This is a genomic window from Paramesorhizobium leguminum, from assembly GCF_003217235.1.
GTDB lineage: Bacteria > Pseudomonadota > Alphaproteobacteria > Rhizobiales > Rhizobiaceae > Paramesorhizobium > Paramesorhizobium leguminum.
Genome location: NZ_QJTF01000007.1, coordinates 153,585 through 171,188 on the forward strand (window position 1 = coordinate 153,585; position 17,604 = coordinate 171,188).

Here is a 17,604-nt window from a genome sequence, read left to right on the forward strand (position 1 = left end):
TCAGCCTAACGGGTGCGGCCGCATTTGGTTCCGGTATTTGAGAACCCGGTTTATATGATGATTTTCGCCCGGATTTGGGCCCATTTCGCTCCGATACAGGCTTTTCGGCACACCGGACTTGACTTCTGTGTTGCCGATGGTCACACCGCGCGCCAATATCGAATTCTGTTAAAAGAGGCTTAAGATCAACGATGGCCGTAGCATTCACATTCCCCGGACAGGGCAGCCAGGCGGTCGGCATGGGCAAGGCGCTTGCGGAAAACTTTGCCGAGGCGCGCGCCGTGTTCGACGAGGTGGACGAAGCGCTGGGCGAGAAACTTTCCGCCACCATGTTCGAAGGGCCGGAAGAGACGCTGACGCTGACCGCCAACGCGCAGCCCGCGCTGATGGCGGTATCCATGGCGGTCATCCGGGTGCTGGAGGCGAACGGCTTTTCGCTGAAGGACAAGGTGGCCTATGTTGCCGGCCATTCGCTGGGTGAATATTCCGCTCTTTGTGCGGCGGGAACCTTTTCGCTGGCCGATACCGCGCGTCTCCTGCGCATTCGCGGCAACGCCATGCAGCGCGCCGTGCCGGTGGGCGAGGGCGCGATGGCGGCGATCATCGGCCTGGAACATGGCGATGTGCAGGCGATCTGCGAAGCGGCATCTCTCGAAGGTATCTGCCAGATCGCCAATGACAATGGCGGCGGGCAGATTGTCATCTCCGGGACGAAACCCGCCGTGGAGAAGGCTGCCGCGCTGGCAACCGAACGGGGCGCCAAGCGGGCGATCATGCTGCCCGTTTCGGCCCCCTTCCATTCGGCCCTGATGGCGCCCGCGGCGGAAGCGATGCGCGAGGCGCTGGCAAACGTGAAGAAGAACGACCCTGTCGTGCCGCTCATTGCCAATGTCCGTGCTGCGCCGGTGACCGATGCGAATGAAATCGCCGGGCTTCTGGTCGAGCAGGTAACCGGACAGGTCCGCTGGCGCGAAACCGTCGAATGGTTTGCGGCAAACGGCGTCACCACGCTTTACGAGATCGGCTCCGGCAAGGTGCTGACTGGTCTCGCCCGTCGCATATCGAAAGAAATGACCGGAACCGCCGTCGGCACGGCGGAGGAAATTGAGGCGGCTCGCGCCGTCCTTTAAAGGAAACTTGCTATGTTTGACCTTACCGGCCGCAAGGCCCTCATAACCGGCGCCACCGGGGGGATCGGCGAGGCCATCGCCCGCACCCTTCATGCTCGGGGCGCTATCGTCGGCCTGCACGGCACCCGCGTGGAAAAGCTGGAGGCTCTGGCCGCCGAGCTTGGCGAGCGCGTGAAGATTTTCCCGGCCAATCTTTCGGAGCGCGCGGAAGTCAAGGCGCTCGGCGAAAAGGCGGAAAAGGAACTCGAAGGCATCGATATCCTCGTCAACAATGCCGGCATCACCAGGGACGGCCTGTTTGTGCGCATGAGCGACGCGGACTGGGACGCGGTGCTGAATGTCAACCTCACTTCGGTTTTCAATCTCACGCGCGAACTGACCCATCCGATGATGCGCCGCCGCCATGGCCGGATCATCAATATCACCTCCATCGTCGGCGTTACCGGTAATCCGGGACAAGCGAATTATTGCGCTTCGAAGGCAGGGCTGATCGGCTTTTCCAAGTCGCTGGCGCAGGAGATCGCCTCTCGCAATGTGACGGTGAATTGCGTAGCGCCCGGCTTTATCGAATCGGCCATGACCGAAAAGCTCAACGAAAAGCAGAAAGACGCCATCATGGGCGCGATCCCCATGAAGCGCATGGGGACCGGCGCGGAAATCGCCGCCGCCGTTGTCTATCTGGCCAGCGATGAGGCTGCCTATGTCACCGGGCAGACGCTGCACATCAATGGCGGCATGGCGATGATTTGACCTTGCTCTCTGGTCGCCATTCTCGGGGCTTAGTCCGGGAATTGAGGATGGACAGAGAGCCTCTAGGAAGAGGTTTTTGCTAATTTTAGCCGCAAATCAGCCCAAAACGGGCAGATGAACGGCCAAAATGCGCTTTGCGCGACAGCCGAACCGTGGTAAGGCGCGCGCAGAGTTGGCGAACCGCATGGGTTGCGGGGCCGATCATGTTCCGAAAGGAATATCCACAGGGTATCCGTTGCTCCGTTGAAGCGGCAGGCGACAGGTATCTTATAGCTTGATTACATTCACCCATGCCGCTAACCAAGGCAGGGAACAACAAACAGGTCGAGGTTTCGGAAATGAGCGACACCGCAGAACGCGTCAAGAAAATCGTTGTGGAACATCTGGGCGTAGATGCCGACAAGGTAACGGAAGGCGCGAGCTTCATCGATGATCTCGGCGCGGACAGCCTTGATACCGTTGAGCTGGTCATGGCTTTCGAGGAAGAATTCGGCGTCGAAATCCCGGATGATGCCGCCGAGACGATCCTGACGGTCGGCGACGCCGTCAAGTTCATCGATAAGGCCAAGGCCTGATTATCAGACGATCTCCGGGCTGGGTGCCATTCGGCCTCCGGCCCGGATTCTATCTGCTGAATGTGCTTTAGGCCTGAGAGGCAAAGCGTCCATATTTTGGCGGAGACGTTTGCACGGTACCCCCACTGCAGGACAGAGGGGGTACTTGCGATTCCGTCGAAACAGGAAGCGCTCTGGATAAACATCGAAGGGTGTAATATGAGGCGTGTCGTAATCACGGGTTTGGGGCTGGTGTCGCCGCTGGCAAGCGGCGTGGAAGAGACTTGGATAAGGCTCCTGGCCGGAAAAAGTGGCGCGCGCCGCGTAACCGAATTCGAGGTTGACGATCTGCCTTGCCAGATCGCCTGCCGCGTCCCTGTGGGCGATGGCACGGATGGCACCTTCAATGCCGATCTCCATATGGAGCCCAAAGAGCAGCGCAAGGTTGATCCCTTCATCGTCTATGCGATGGGCGCGGCGGATCAGGCGCTGAACGACGCCAACTGGCACCCCGAAAGCGACGAGGATCAGATTCGCACCGGCGTGCTGATCGGTTCGGGCATCGGCGGCATCGAGGGCATTGTCGAGGCGGGCTATACGCTGCGCGACAAGGGGCCTCGCCGTATTTCTCCCTTTTTCATTCCCGGACGCCTGATCAACCTCGCGTCCGGCCATGTCTCCATCAAGCACAAGCTGCGCGGGCCGAACCATGCGGTCGTCACCGCCTGCTCGACCGGCGCGCACGCCATCGGCGACGCGGCGCGGCTGATCGCCTTCGGCGATGCCGATGTGATGGTGGCCGGCGGCACGGAATCACCTGTGAGCCGCATTTCACTCGCCGGCTTCGCCGCCTGCAAGGCGCTTTCGACCGACCGCAACGATGACCCGACGCGCGCGTCCCGCCCCTGGGATGCGGACCGTGATGGCTTTGTCATGGGCGAAGGCGCCGGCGTCGTCGTGCTTGAGGATCTCGATCACGCGCTTGCGCGCGGCGCGAAGATTTATGCCGAGGTCATCGGCTACGGCCTCTCCGGCGATGCCTTCCACATTACCGCGCCGACCGAGACCGGCGAGGGTGCGCAGCGCTGCATGGAAATGGCGCTGAAGCGGGCGGGAATTTCGCCCTCGCAGATCGACTATATCAACGCGCATGGCACATCGACCATGGCCGATACCATCGAGCTTGCCGCCGTCGAGCGCGTCGTCGGCGATGCGGCGTCGAAGGTTTCCATGTCATCGACCAAATCGTCCATCGGGCATCTTTTGGGCGCCGCCGGCGCGGCGGAGGCGATTTTCTGCACGCTGGCGATTCGCGATAACATCGCGCCCGCGACTCTCAACCTTGACAATCCCGCGGTTGACACCAAAATCGATCTCGTTCCGCATAAACCGCGTGAACGCCGGATCGATACGGTATTGTCGAATTCTTTCGGTTTTGGGGGTACGAACGCCTCGCTGGTGCTGCGCCGCTATCAGGCTTAGGGTTGAAACGCCGTCATTCTCGGGCTTGTCCCGAGAATCTGCCGACACGGAAAAGAAAAGCAATTTTCGTTCTGACAGATCAGGCCGCTGCGGATTCTGGAGAAGCCTGAGAATGACGGTCGGAAAGCTCTTTCAGCTACGGCAAATGCGAGGCCTGTGGACATAGCTGTCCGCGACGGATTCATCCGTTCTTTCGCCGCAATCGCCCCAGACCTTTAGACCGTGTGGACATAAGACCATGCGGCTGGCAAAGATGTTGTAAGCCGCATGGGGGAAGAAGCATGGGAACTGAGGTGGTCGAGTGAATTCAGACGCGAAATCCGAAAACGACGCCCCGGAAAATGAGATGCCCGAGGATGTATCGGGTGAGGCTCCGGCAGGTGCCGTGCCGGCGCACAAGCCGATCGTGCCGAAATCCGCCAGCGAGGCGCTGAGGCCCGAGCCCGGAACGCCGCCGCCATCTCCTGCCCGGCGCTCGCGCCACGCGCGCAGCCAGGTCGTCGTCTTCGCAAATTTCATGGTCTCGGTGCTGGTGCTGGCCGCCGCCGGCGCTTGCGCGCTGTTCTATTTCGGCAAGCAGCAATTCGATGCAACCGGGCCATCGCCCGCCGCCAGCACCTATCTCGTCAAGCGCGGCAGCGGCATTGTCGAGATTGCCGATGGGCTGGAGCGGCGCGGCCTTATCTCTGATGCGCGCATATTCCGCTATGGCATCCGCGCCTATGGCTATGAGAAGGACATGAAGGCCGGCGAATATGAAATCCCGGCCCATGCCTCCATGCGCGATATCATGGAAACGTTGCGCAGCGGCAAGACGATCCTCGTCTCGCTCACGATCCCGGAAGGGCTGACAGTCCAGCAGATATATGACCGGATCGCCGCCCATGAGGCGCTCACCGGCGATATGCCCGCCACGCTTCCGCCCGAGGGGGGCCTGTTGGCCGAGACGCTGCGCTTTACCCGCGGCACGACCAGGGCGGAAATCGTCGCCAAGCTCCAGTCCGAGCAGCAGAAGCTGATCGATGAAATCTGGGCCAGGCGCAGCCCCGGCCTGCCATTGAAGCATGTGGGCGAATTCGTCACGCTTGCCTCCATTGTCGAAAAGGAAACCGGCATCGCGTCGGAGCGTCCGCGCGTGGCCGCTGTATTCCTGAACCGGCTGCAGAAAGGCATGCGCCTCCAGTCCGACCCGACGATCATCTACGGGCTGTTCGGCGGCAAGGGAAAGCCCGCCGACCGGCCGATCTACAAATCGGATATCGACAAGCCGACGCCCTATAATACCTATCTGATCAACGGCCTGCCCCCCACACCCGTCGCCAATCCAGGCCGCGCGGCGCTTGAGGCTGTCGCCAATCCAATCCAGACGGGCGAACTCTATTTCGTCGCCGACGGCACCGGCGGCCATGTCTTTTCCGCAACGCTGGGAGAGCACAACGAAAATGTCCGCCGTTGGCGGACTGTTGAACAGCAGAAAAAGGACGACGCGGCGAAGGCCGGGCAGGATGCGCCAGCGGTGACGGGCGGCGAGGTTGTGCCGGAAGCGGCGGCGAGACAGTAGGGGTAAGCGCGCATAACCTTATCACCCCCTCTGTCCTCCGGGACATCTCCCCCTCAAGGGGGGAGATCGGCTGGCATCAATCATGGTGTTCTATTCTGCTATGTTAATGATAGGGAAAAGCGGACGGGATAAGCCAATCTCCCCCCTTGAGGGGGAGATGTCCGGCAGGACAGAGGGGGGTATTTTACACACAAACCACCCAGAACGCAGCGCGGGGAACAACAATGACATTACAAAGCATGACCGGCTTCGCTCGCCATGCCGTTCAAGATAACCATGCGCGCATCATCTGGGAGATACGCTCCGTCAATGGCAAGGGCCTCGACGCGCGCTTTCGGCTGCCGCAAGGCTTCGAGGCTGTCGAACCGGTGGCCCGCGCCGCTCTGGCGCGGCATTTCTCGCGCGGCAATTTTCAAGCCGCGCTGACAATCGAGCGGCAAGCTCCCAAGGGCGCGGTTGCGCTCAACGACGCCTATCTCGCGAACATCCTTGAGATCGCTGAACGCCTGCGTTCTCAGTACGGGCTGGCCCCGGCCGCCATCGACGGCATTCTCGCCCTGCGCGGTGTGCTTGTGGAGCCGCAGGAAGTGGAGGACGAAGCGGCGAAGGCGGCTTTGGATAGCGCGATCATGGCCGCGCTTGATGGCGCGCTGCTTGCGCTGGGCGAAGCGAGGCGCGCGGAAGGCCGCTCTATCGGCGTAATACTCGGACATCAGATCGACACAATCGCTGAACTGGCGCAGCGAGCCCGCAACGATCCCTCGCGCAGTGTTGAGGCCATTCGCGCCCGCCTCGCCGCCCAGGTGGCGCTGCTTCTGGATTCGACAAGCGGTCTCGACGAAACGCGCCTGCATATGGAGGCGGCCTTTCTTGCCACCAAGGCCGATATCCAGGAAGAGCTCGACCGGCTTGACACCCATGTCGCCTCCGCCCGAAAGCTCATCGGCGCGGGCGGCCCAATCGGGCGCAAGCTCGATTTTCTCTCTCAGGAATTCAATCGCGAAGCCAATACGCTGTGCTCAAAGTCGAATGCCGCCTCGATTACGGCAATTGGGCTTGAGTTGAAGGCGGTTGTCGATCAGTTTCGCGAACAAGTGCAGAATCTGGAGTAAAATTTCATGGCAACCCCCTCTATAGAAGGCGCTATCCAGCGCCGCGGCCTCATGATGGTGATTTCCTCTCCATCCGGCGCGGGGAAATCCACCATTGCCCGCCTTCTTCTTGAGGATAAGGAGATGGACCTTTCCTTGTCGATCAGCGTTACCACGCGTGCGCGCCGTCCAAGCGAGATCGAGGGGGTCCATTACCACTTCATATCCGTGCGCGAGTTCGAGCGCCTGCGTGACTCAAATGCGCTGATCGAATGGGCGGAAGTCCATGGCAATTTCTACGGCACCTTGCGCGAGACCGCAGAGAATGCGCTCGCAGAAGGCCGCGACATGCTTTTCGATATCGATTGGCAGGGCGCCGACCAGCTTCAGGAGAAGATGCCCGCCGACGTCGTATCGATCTTTATCCTGCCGCCGACGATGCGCGAGTTGCAGCAAAGGCTCAACCGCCGCGCGGAAGATACGCCCGCGGTGATCGAGACCCGCCTGCACAATGCGCGTTTCGAGATCGAGAAATGGAGCAAATACGACTATATCGTCATCAACGAGGATCTGAACCGGTCCTATGCGTCGGTGAAGGCCATCGTCTCCGCTGAACGCCTGCGCCGCGACCGCCGCCCGGGATTGTTTGAGTTTGTGCAGGGGCTGCTTGAGGAAGAGCCGTAACGTAAGGGAGTAGGGCAATAGGGGAATAAGGCAGTATGTTTATTCCCTCAAATCGCATTCGCCAGCGTGACGAACTCTTCCACGCTCAAAGTCTCCGCACGGCGCGTCGGGTCGATCCCGGTCTTTCCCAGCAACGCCTCGCCGCCCAGCGATTTGATGCTCTGGCGCAGCATCTTGCGACGTTGGCCAAAGGCGGCCTGCGTCACGCGGCCAAGCTTCGCGGCGTCGCAAGCCAAAGGCGCCTCGCGCGGCATGAGATGCACCACTGATGACGTAACCTTCGGCGGCGGCGTGAAAGCTTGTGGCGGTACGTCGAAGGCGATCTTCGCCTCCGTTCGCCACCCGGCGAGAACACCGAGCCTGCCATAAGCCTCACTGCCGGGCTTGGCGACGATCCGCTCCGCCACTTCGCGCTGGAACATCAGCGTCATCGAGGCATAGAAGGGCGGCCAGGGTTCGCTCAAAAGCCAGTTTAGAAGCAACTGCGTTCCGACATTGTAGGGCAGGTTGGCGACGATGCGTGGTTTCCTGTCCGATGTGACAAGCGCCGCGAAATCCTGCTCAAGCGCATCGCCGGAGATGACGGTCAGCCGCCCCGGATAATGCGAGGCGATCTCCTCCAGTGCGGGCAGGCAGCGCTCGTCGCGCTCGATCGCCGTCACCAGCGCCCCTTGCGCGAGCAGGGCGCGCGTCAGCCCGCCCGGGCCGGGGCCGACCTCAATCACTTGCTGATCGGCAAGATCGCCCGCCGTCCGCGCGATCTTCGCGGTCAGATTAAGATCGAGCAGGAAGTTCTGGCCAAGCGATTTCTTGGCATTCAGGCCATGACGTTCGATCACGTCACGCAAAGGGGGCAGGTTGTCGATGCTCATTTACGTGCGTTATCCGCCAGCTTGCGCGCCAGCCGCAGCGCCGCGATCAGGCTGTCTGGACGGGCGATGCCTTTTCCGGCGATGTCGAAGGCTGTGCCGTGATCCGGTGAGGTGCGGATAAAAGGTAGCCCAAGCGTGACATTGACCGTTTCGTCGAAAGCGAGTGCCTTTGCCGGGATCAGCGCCTGGTCGTGATACATGCAGATCGCCGCGTCGTATGTGGCGCGGGCGGCCGCGTGGAACATCGTATCGGCGGGGAGGGGACCGCGCACCGCAATGCCTTCCGCAGTAAGCGCTTCGACGGCGGGACGTATGATGGCGTCATCTTCCGTGCCCAGCGCTCCACCTTCGCCGGCATGCGGGTTAAGTCCGGATATAGCCAGGCGCGGGTTCGCTATGCCGAATTTCTCCCGCAACTCCCGCGCGGTGATGCGGGAAACGGCGATGATCTCATCCGTCGTCAGAACTTTGGCCACTTCGGCAAGCGGGATATGGATCGTCACCGGCACGGCACGCAACTCCGGCCCCGCCAGCATCATCACCGGTTTGTGCATTTTGCCCGTGCGCGCCTCTGCCAGCGCCGCGAGGAATTCCGTATGGCCGGGATGCGCAAAGCCCGCTTCGTAGAGAGGCTTCTTGGCGATGGGGCAGGTGACAACCGCAGCGGCTCTGCCATCGAGGGCGAGATCAACCGCCCGTTCGATCGCTTCAATCGTGCCGGCTGCGTTTGCCGCAAGGGGCTTGCCGGGATTGTCGATCTGGCGGCTGTTCAGCGGAACGACCGGCAGGAAATCTTGGAACAGCGCTGCCGCGTCTTCCGGCGCGCAAGCTTTTAATGCGATGGTTTCGCCCAAGGCTTGTGCTCGGGCCGCAATCAGGCCCGGATCGACGAGAAGAAAAAACGCTGGAATATCCAACGTTTTTCGCAACTTCCATGCGGCGATGGCTATCTCCGGCCCGATGCCCGAGGGATCGCCGCCGCTGAGGGCTAGAGCAGGATGGAGTTGGGTTGAGCGGGGCATCCTACGCTAGCCTTTATTATCAGAACAGCTTCCCACATGGCCGTCATTCTCGGGCTTGTCCCGAGAATCTGCCGTGGTCTGATCTGTTAAGCGGTGTAATTGCTTTTCTTTGTTCTTATGGCAGATTCTCGGGGCAAGCCCGAGAATGACGGTAGGAAAAGGTGTGCCCTCCCGCCAGCGTTTCCATGAAAACCGCCAGGCGCACGGCAATATTTACCGATTAACGATGCGGGCCTTCGCCCGCAGCTCCTTGAGGTAGTCGTCGCTGAGCTTTTCCCCCTGGCTGTCGCCGCCCTGCTTCTTCTCCGCATCCTCTACCGAAAAGACCAGTTGGGCGACACGGTCATCTGAAACCTGGCGCGTCGAGCAGACGGCAAGAAATTCGACACCCTTATCAGTATCGTGGATTGGGGTCGTCCTGCCAACCGGTGTCTTCTTGACATCATCGGCCCAATCGCTGGGGAGGCGCTGTTCCAGCACCCGGCCTTGATCGCGCACTGTCACATCCAATAGGCCCTTGGTCAGTTGCCGCGTGGTGTCGCAGCTCTGGAAGCGCGAACGGAAGGCATTGGCCTCCTGACGGCGCTTGGGCATCAGGGCCGCGCGCTTGTCTGCGGGAATGACGAAAATCACCTGCTGCAGACGATATTCTGTCGCGCTCGGCTTGGAGCCTCCCTTTTGCAGCATGCGTTGCACGGCATCCTGCTCGCTGATCATGCCCGTGGAGCGCGCTTTGGCACCCAACACGCGACCCCAGCCCATCTGCACCGTTATGAAAGACTTGAAATGCTCAGGCGTAACACCTGCCTTGTTGAGCACTTCGGAAAGCTGCGCCGGCGTCAGCTTGTTGCGCGAGGCAAACCCGGCAAACGCCTCGTCGGCTTCCTTGTCGGAGACGGTGATGCCGCGGCGCTTCATCTCCATGCGCTTCAGCATGTCGTTGATCAGCTCTTCCTTGGCTATCTGATTGAGATTGCCCGTCTTGCGCTGCAGCTTGAGGAAGGCCGCGCGCCGCTGGACGTCATAGCTGGTGATCGGATTGGCATCGACCAGAACGCTGATTTCATTCGCGCTGGCGGGTGGCACGAAAGCTTCGTTGGAAACCGCGACGCCTATGCTGGTTGCCAGAAGGGCGGCGAAAAATCGCTTGCTCCGTTTCATCATGTCACTTCCTGGTCCCCGGAATGCTGATCGCAAGATGCGCATAGTCTCCTGCATCTATAAGTGGCGTAGTGCGGCGAAACGATGGCCTCGTGGTTGATCTGCATTATTGCTGCGTAGCGGTGCCGAAATCGCCCAGTGTGCGGAACGAAATATTGAAGCCTATTCCATGCTTGGGTTCGTTTTCGCCGGGGTTTCGTGTCTGAATATAGCTCATGGAATAGGTGAAGCATTCGTCATCATAGGCAAAGCCGGCGGATGCGTTCGTCAACGTCTCCGAAACGATATCATAGGTCGTGGATCCGAATATATTCCAATGTTCGGCTACCTTCACTGAGGCGCTTCCGGAAATCTCCTGCCGGTCGAACGGATAGGCATATTCGGGCTGGGCATCGATATAGGCATAGCGCGCTGAAACGGTTAGCCGCGACCAGCTTTGCTGCACTTCCAGCTCCCCGCGCCGCAAATCGAACGTTTCCTCGTCAAACCGGCCGCGCGCGGCGAAAGAGAAGCCCTTTGAATTCGACAAGCCGGCCATGGCGACATAGTCCGAGCGCGCTGTTTCGAGGCCCGACTCGGCGCCCACATTGACGAAATCGTCTTCGGCAAAGGAATTCACGCCACCCAAATGGAAAGACTGTCCGGCAAGCGCGTAAAGAGCCCAATCGTTGCCGAGATTTCCGGAATAGCGAATCCCCAGATTAGCGCGGTGACCGCCCTCGACACGGTCGAAGCCCGAGAATTTGTCACGCTGGAAAAGCGACGTCGCGTCGAAGACGAAGCTTTGCGCATCTTCGTTCGGCAACTGGCCGGCATAACGCTCGTTGTTGCGCAGGAAGATTTGCGCCATCGGCTCGATGACGTGGGTCGCGCTGGTGGTAGAGAACAGGATCGGCCACCGCACCTCGAGGCCAGCCGTCGCCATGGCACGGAAGGCTTCCGAACGAACGACATCCACCGTGCTGCCGGGATATGCTCCCGGATTGAAACTGCTGTCGACGCCGATGCCATCACCACGCAGCGCAAGCAGCGGAGTAATGACGAGGCCGCCCGGCGCGATGAACGTACGCTTCCATTCCGCCTCGCCGGTAATCCGGCCGCTCGAGCCATTGATGCCGGCCAGACGAGTATAGGGCGTGGTCGTGAAGTCGGCGCTTTCGCGATAGATACCCTGAACGTTCATGTCGAAGTTCAGCTCGCCGCCATAGACCGGCTCCGGCGCGACATAGGAATAATCAATGCTCGGCAGCACCCAGGGCTGCTTGGAATTGATCTCCCATGGATCGCCCGGCAGTACGCTTTCCTGCACGTTGAACTTGTAGAAATGCAGGTCGAAATAGCTCCGCTCCCCGAGCCCTGTTAAGTAGACCTCGTTGCGGATCGTCTGGTCGGAATAGCCGGGCAGGCCGTAGGTGCGGCTGAAATTCTTGTCCGACTGGGCGACCACATCCCAGCCAAAGGTCCAGCGCGGATTGATCTCGAACTGCCCCTTTGACCCCACCATGCCGCGGTTCGTACTCTCCTGATCGACGGTATAATCGTCGAACTCGCCAGGTTTCATCTGATGAATGCCGGCCGCGCGCAAATTATAGCTGCCGTTCTCCAGCCGGTGACGCCATTCGACTTCACCCAGGAAACCCTGCTGGGTATAGGCAGTGGTGGAAAACGTCAGGTCGTAATTGGGCGCGAGATTCCAGAAGTATGAACCACGCACGCCGAAGCCCAAATCCTCCTGATAGCGGAAGGCGGGAAAGAGAAAGCCGCTTTTGCGCTTGACGGTGGGGTCAGCCATTTCAAAAGCTGGCAGATAGGCAAGCGGCAGGCCGAACATCTCGAAACGGCCGCGCTCGAAGCGCACCGTCTTCGTGGTGCCGTTCCAGATGATCTTGCGCGCCTTGATCTGCCACAGCATCGGCCTGTCGGGGTTCTTCTTGCAGGCTTCGCAGGCGGTATAGATACCATTGTTGAATGTCGTGATTTCGCCATTGCTGCGTTCGGCGCTCTCGGCGGCGAATCGGGTGTTGTCCGCAGTCTCGACGCGCAGGCTGTTGACGAAGCCTTCGCGGAAATCGTCCGTGACATCCATCTTATCTGAATAGATGCGGTTACCGTCGGCCTCGACGATCTCGACATTGCCTTCCGCCAGCATCCGGCTGGTGGTCTGATTATAGGTTACCTTGTCGGCGACGAGGCGATTCCCGTCATACTCGATCTTCACTGCGCCTTGCGCGGTGACGGTATGGGCATCGTTGTCATAGACGAGTTCGTTCGCCTGCAACACCATCTTGGCGTTGGGGTTGGTTTTGAACGAGCTGGATAGCTCGCTCTCCGTCTGCGCATACGAGACGGATAGGGCGGGGGCCACAAAAGCGCATGCCAAGGCTGTCCCGCGCAATAACGACGCGAGCCGCGCAGACAACACCATGCGGGCTTTATTCAATCCCAACTAACCATCCTCCTTGTGCAGTAAAAAGGAGACCCCGAAAAACATTGCGATCACGACTGGAGCCCAAGCTGCCACGAACGGCGGCACGAAGCCAGCCGTCCCGAACGCCTTGACCAGAACTGTCACAACATAAAGCACGAAGCCGGCAATCACGCCACCCAGAATCATTGTGCCTGATTGCCCAAATCGCACAAATTTTAACGATACGGTAGCGGCAATCAGCGTCATCGCTATCAAAAGCACTGGCAAAGCCAGAAGTGATTGAAATTGCATATCGAATGCATTCGCGGAATAGCCGAATGACCGGGCAACTTCGATCTTTCCAGGCAGTTCGTAGAAGGGAATCGCTTCCGGCGCGGCGAGCCGTTCTTCCACGAATTCGGGACGCAATTCGGTCGCAACGCGCATCTGGGCGATCTTCTGCGGCTCCTGCGCCAGCGCGAATCGCGTCACGTCGGTGAGGAGCCAATATCCCGTCTCCAGCTGCGCGGTTTTTGCGTCGTATCGCACCCCGATCGTCTCGTCCTTGTTGAGCTCGATGAAGGTTGCGTCCACCAGCGTGGCGCCGCGATTGAGGATATGCTTGGCTCCGATGATCGTTTCGCCTTCATCGGTCTTCTGTCTCAGCCATGGCACGCGCGATTCCGACGAATCTGTCGAACGTCCGCCAGTCCAGGCTGCCTGGATTTCCTCCGCTTTGGAATAACCATACGCCGCCAGCGGATTGAGTACGAAGATCGTCGCCAGCCCGAAGAGAAACGCGCCGAGGCAGGCGGGCAGGAGAAACTGCCAGGCCGACACCCCTACCGAGCGCGCCACGACGAGCTCATATTTGCGATTGAGCGAGATCAACGTCGCCATTGCGGAGAACAGCGCGACGAAAGGAATCATCTGCTGCATGATGAACGGGATGCGCATGGCCGAAATGGCGAGCGCGCCCCAAGCGGTATAGTCCGGCAGGGCGGATAGCTTGCCGGCGTTCTCGGTAAAGTCGAGAAGGAGCGCCAGCGCGAAGATTCCGACGATAAAATAGAGCGTCATCTTCACGTAGCGCATGAAGACATAACGCCCCAGAGTCCAGCCGATCATTGTCCGCCTCCAGTCCGCTTCGCCGTCCGGCGGGAAAGTGCGGTTATGGACGTGCGCAAAGCATCGAAGCGGTCATTGATCCGGTCTGACAACCAGGCTGGTAGCCCGAAGCGACGCCCCGTTGCGAGCAGGTAGATGGCAACCGCGCTGACCCAGATCGGGATTGTGTACATCAGATAAACGTAATCGAAGCTCTTGTCGGCGCGCTCGCTGGCGAAATAGCCCGCCCAATAGACGATGAGCGACCCGGTGATGGCGGTGAAGGAGGCGGAGATCCTAGCTTCGCGATAGGAGCGCGAATCGCCCGCCACCGCAAGCGCAATGAGCGCGAAGACGATCGGATAGAGCCAATTGGTCAGGCGCTTGTTGAGCTCGGCGGTAAAGCGCATCGGCTTCTGCTGAAACTGCGGATCATTGGGATCTGGATTGAGCAGATAGCTGAGCGGCCTGTCCTTGGCGAAGATCGTCTTCTCATCCGCCGTTGAAGCGAATTGGCTGAGATCGAAAGCGTAGGAATTGAACTTGATGATCGAGACATTCCCGGTCTTCACATCACGCCGCTGTACCTCGCCGTTCTCCATCAGAAGCACATCGTCATTGCCGCTGCGGGCAACCCGTCCGTCCGCTGCGTAATAGATGAGATCGACATTGGGGTCCCGCGAATCGGCGATGAACAAGCCGCCGATCTCGCCGTTTTCCTTGCGCTCCGCGATCTGCACATAGAGATTGTCGCCGATCTGCCGGAAAGTACCGTCCTGCAGCACGACATTGATGAGATCGGCGCCGGCGCTCGCAATCATCTCGCGCATGTTCATCCGGGCATAAGGGTCGACGAAATTGGCGATTGTGAACGAGGCGATGGAGATGGCGACGGCAAAGAGCAGGATCGGCCTGAATACCGCCGAACGCGGGCTGCCGGCGGCGTTGATCACCACCAGCTCCGAATCCTGGTTCATGGTCGAAAGCGTCTGCGTTATCGCGATGACGAGCGCGAAGGGCATCACCAGCGGAATGGCGGAGGGCAGGAGCAGCGAGCTGAACGTCAGGATTGTCTGAAAGGTCTGTCCGCTTGTGGTGAGAAAATCGACGCGCTGCAGCACCTGGACTGTCCAGGTGATACCGACCGCCGCCCCCAGGACAGCGAAAAACATGAGCGCGACGCGGCGCAGGATGTAGAACTCGATTAATCGCATGTTGTTAAGAGTTACATCCTGACCCTGTTTTCATACCATCTGTTTTAGATGAATATGGTCTTGTCCCAGTTTTCATTCGTATCCGGCCTTTGGCTAAAAATAGGCGAAGAAATGCGGTAAACAAATTATTAATGCACTTTGCAGCCGGACGGATGCATTCCGTAGGGCTGGAATCGCTCTAAATCATGTCATGGCCCTTGCCGTTTTGCCTGCTTCGTTTCACATGAAGTAGACATTTCCGCTTCTTTATTCCATGCCTCTTTTCGGAGTTATCATGTCCAAACATCCCGCAATCGGCTTTTCCGCGTTCTCCGCTGCTGAAAAAGATGTCGCTATCGTTCTGGTTGGCGAGGGCGGCAAGTTCGCAGAACAGGCCGGAGCATCTATCGGCGACGCTTCGCTGATTTCCCGCCTTATCGAAATCAATGACTTCAAGGGCAAGCTTGGCGCGACCGTCGAAACGATAGCGCCCGAGGGAGCCGGGATTGATAGGCTGGTCTTGGTCGGCGTCGGCGATCCGGCGAAGCTCAAGAGTGATGATTGGCTCAAGATCGGCGGCGCGGCGTTCTCCAAGCTCGGCAGCGCTAAAACGGCTTCCGCGGTACTGGCGCTTCCCGAGACAGCGCTTTCACCGGAAAACACCGCCGATTTTGCGCTGGGGATGCTTCTGCGCGCCTACCGCTTCGAAAAGTACAAGACCAAAAAGAGCGACGACAACGATTCAGAGCCGAAGGGCAACGTGACGGTCACGCTGCAAACCGCCGATCCCGCCGCTGCGAAAGAGGCCTTCGCTGGCGCTGAAGCCGTGGCTGAAGGTGTTCGGCTCGCTCGCGATCTCGTCAATGAACCGGCAAATGTGCTGGGCCCGGTGGAATTTGCCGAGGAAGCCTTCAAGTTGGAGAAGCTTGGCGTCAAGGTCGAGATCCTCGCGGAAGATGAATTGAAGGCGCTTGGCATGGGCGCGCTTCTTGGCGTGGCGCAAGGGTCGGTCCGTCCGCCGCGCATCGCCATCATGCAGTGGAATGGTGCCAAGGAAAACGAAAGCCCCGTCGCCTTCATCGGCAAGGGCGTCGTCTTCGATACCGGCGGCATCTCGATCAAGCAGGCGTCGGGTATGGAGGAGATGAAGGGCGACATGGGCGGCGCCGCCGCGGTCACCGGCCTCATGCATGCGCTCGCCGCGCGCAAAGCCAAGGTCAACGCTGTCGGCATCATTGGGCTTGTCGAAAACATGCCGGACGGCAACGCGCAGCGTCCCGGCGATATCGTCACCTCGATGTCGGGTCAGACGATCGAGGTGCTGAATACGGACGCGGAGGGCCGTCTCGTGCTGGCTGATGTGCTCTGGTATGCCAATGACCGGTTCAAGCCGCGTTTCATGGTGGATCTGGCGACGCTGACGGGCGCAATCATGGTAGCGCTCGGCCTGCATCGCGCTGGGCTCTTCTCCAATGACGATACACTCGCTGGCCAACTTTCGGCGGCAGGCGAGGCCACGGGCGAAAAGCTCTGGCGGATGCCGCTTGGAGCTGAATACGACAAGATGATCGATTCCAAGATCGCCGACATGAAGAATATTGGTGGCCGCAATGGCGGCTCGATCACCGCTGCGCAGTTCCTCAAGCGCTTCGTCGGCGAGACGCCCTGGGCGCATCTCGATGTCGCGGGAACCGCCATCGGCGCGCCGAACAACGAATATAGCCAGTCCTGGGCTTCGGGGTTTGGTGTGCGGCTGCTTGATCGGTTGGTGCGGGATAATTTTGAGGCGTAGCGTGTTTCGAGTCACCCCCCTCTGCCCTGCCGGGCATCTCCCCCTCAAGGGGGGAGATTACGCTCTCATGGACGTTCGGCATCAGTCGCAAACGTTGCAGGGTGAACGAAGAGGCGAATATCAGCCAATCTCCCCCCTTGAGGGGGAGATGCCCGGCAGGGCAGAGGGGGGTGCCTCCCATGGCTGAAATCCTGTTCTACCACCTGACCGAATCGACGCTTGAGGAAGCACTGCCGGGCCTCGTGGAGCGCTCCATGTCACGCGGCTGGCGGGTGGCGATTCAGACGATCACCGATGAGCGCCGCGATGCGCTGGACAATCATTTGTGGACATGGTCCGATGTTTCGTTCCTGGCGCATGGAACGGAAAGTGAGCCTCACCCGGCCGAACAACCGATCATTCTCACCACAACCGACGCCAACCCCAACGCCGCGACGGTACGGTTCGTCGTAGAGGGCGCACAGATCAGCCGGGCAGGGGACTACGAGCGCCTCGTCGTCATGTTCGATGGCCACGACCAGGAGCAGCTGGAACGCGCGCGAAGCCAGTGGAAGGCGCTGAAGGACGAGGGGCACGCGCTGACCTATTGGCAGCAGACGCCGGATCGGAGGTGGGAGCGCAAGGCATGAGGCGGTCTAGTGCATTTCACTTTTGGATGGAACGATACTTTTTTGTCGGCTGCGGCAACTTCACTGTTGAGGCATGGATTCCTGTGACAAGCACAGGAATTGTCTGTTTGTTTCATGCTTAATTGGCGCTGAGGCTGGATGCGATTCCCGGGATGGCCACCCCGGGAAT

15 protein-coding genes are annotated in these 17,604 nt (G+C 59.8%); 9 read left to right on the forward strand and 6 right to left on the reverse strand.

The genetic code is table 11. The features are described from left to right. Positions 1 to 191: 191 nt before the first annotated feature. The 7 genes from fabD (at position 192) to gmk (ending at position 7,252) form a co-directional block, all read left to right on the forward strand. On the forward strand, positions 192 to 1,130 hold the full coding sequence (gene fabD / locus C7477_RS08270; protein ID WP_110750974.1) for an ACP S-malonyltransferase: 939 nt from the start codon (positions 192 to 194) through the stop codon (positions 1,128 to 1,130). A gap of 12 nt (positions 1,131 to 1,142) precedes the next feature. After that, positions 1,143 to 1,880 (forward strand): 3-oxoacyl-[acyl-carrier-protein] reductase, encoded by a 738-nt coding sequence (gene fabG / locus C7477_RS08275; protein WP_110750976.1) that lies wholly within the window; start codon positions 1,143 to 1,145, stop codon positions 1,878 to 1,880. A gap of 338 nt (positions 1,881 to 2,218) precedes the next feature. Further along, positions 2,219 to 2,455, forward strand: coding sequence for an acyl carrier protein (locus C7477_RS08280; protein ID WP_068881166.1), 237 nt, complete (start codon positions 2,219 to 2,221; stop codon positions 2,453 to 2,455). A 198-nt stretch (positions 2,456 to 2,653) separates the two neighbouring features. Beyond that, entirely contained in the window at positions 2,654 to 3,916 is a 1,263-nt protein-coding gene (fabF, locus tag C7477_RS08285) for a beta-ketoacyl-ACP synthase II (protein WP_110750978.1), read from the forward strand. Between the two features lie 301 nt (positions 3,917 to 4,217). Next, a complete protein-coding gene (gene mltG, locus C7477_RS08290; protein ID WP_425373539.1) occupies positions 4,218 to 5,477 on the forward strand; it encodes an endolytic transglycosylase MltG in 1,260 nt (419 codons plus the stop codon). Positions 5,478 to 5,701: 224 nt separating this feature from the next. Next, on the forward strand, positions 5,702 to 6,589 hold the full coding sequence (locus C7477_RS08300) for a YicC/YloC family endoribonuclease (RefSeq protein WP_110750980.1): 888 nt from the start codon (positions 5,702 to 5,704) through the stop codon (positions 6,587 to 6,589). 51 nt (positions 6,590 to 6,640) lie between these two features. Then, complete coding sequence (gmk, locus tag C7477_RS08305; protein ID WP_425373540.1) at positions 6,641 to 7,252, forward strand: guanylate kinase; 612 nt, start codon at positions 6,641 to 6,643, stop codon at positions 7,250 to 7,252. Between the two features lie 47 nt (positions 7,253 to 7,299). Here gmk and rsmA read toward each other — a convergent pair whose 3' ends face one another. The 6 genes from rsmA to lptF form a co-directional block, all read right to left on the reverse strand. Next, complete coding sequence (gene rsmA, locus C7477_RS08310; RefSeq protein ID WP_110750984.1) at positions 7,300 to 8,124, reverse strand: 16S rRNA (adenine(1518)-N(6)/adenine(1519)-N(6))-dimethyltransferase RsmA; 825 nt, start codon at positions 8,122 to 8,124, stop codon at positions 7,300 to 7,302. Continuing rightward, positions 8,121 to 9,146, reverse strand: a complete 1,026-nt coding sequence (gene pdxA / locus C7477_RS08315) for a 4-hydroxythreonine-4-phosphate dehydrogenase PdxA (protein ID WP_110750986.1) — start codon at positions 9,144 to 9,146, stop codon at positions 8,121 to 8,123. Before pdxA ends, rsmA begins: the two co-directional genes overlap by 4 nt. Before the next feature lie 213 nt (positions 9,147 to 9,359). Further along, positions 9,360 to 10,307, reverse strand: a complete 948-nt coding sequence (locus C7477_RS08320; protein ID WP_110751026.1) for a SurA N-terminal domain-containing protein — start codon at positions 10,305 to 10,307, stop codon at positions 9,360 to 9,362. Positions 10,308 to 10,413: 106 nt separating this feature from the next. Then, positions 10,414 to 12,732 (reverse strand): LPS-assembly protein LptD, encoded by a 2,319-nt coding sequence (locus C7477_RS08325; protein WP_110750989.1) that lies wholly within the window; start codon positions 12,730 to 12,732, stop codon positions 10,414 to 10,416. Between the two features lie 21 nt (positions 12,733 to 12,753). Next, on the reverse strand, positions 12,754 to 13,842 hold the full coding sequence (gene lptG, locus C7477_RS08330; RefSeq protein ID WP_110750991.1) for an LPS export ABC transporter permease LptG: 1,089 nt from the start codon (positions 13,840 to 13,842) through the stop codon (positions 12,754 to 12,756). Beyond that, the gene (gene lptF, locus C7477_RS08335; protein ID WP_110750993.1) at positions 13,839 to 15,035 is read right to left on the reverse strand and encodes an LPS export ABC transporter permease LptF; all 1,197 of its coding nucleotides are present in this window, start codon (positions 15,033 to 15,035) and stop codon (positions 13,839 to 13,841) included. The genes lptG and lptF overlap by 4 nt, the downstream gene beginning before the upstream one ends. Positions 15,036 to 15,309: 274 nt before the next feature. Here lptF and C7477_RS08340 point away from each other — a divergent pair, with 274 nt between their 5' ends. Continuing rightward, entirely contained in the window at positions 15,310 to 16,806 is a 1,497-nt protein-coding gene (locus tag C7477_RS08340) for a leucyl aminopeptidase (RefSeq protein WP_110751028.1), read from the forward strand. Positions 16,807 to 16,985: 179 nt separating this feature from the next. Next, a complete protein-coding gene (locus C7477_RS08350) occupies positions 16,986 to 17,435 on the forward strand; it encodes a DNA polymerase III subunit chi (protein WP_110750997.1) in 450 nt (149 codons plus the stop codon). Positions 17,436 to 17,604: the final 169 nt, after the last annotated feature.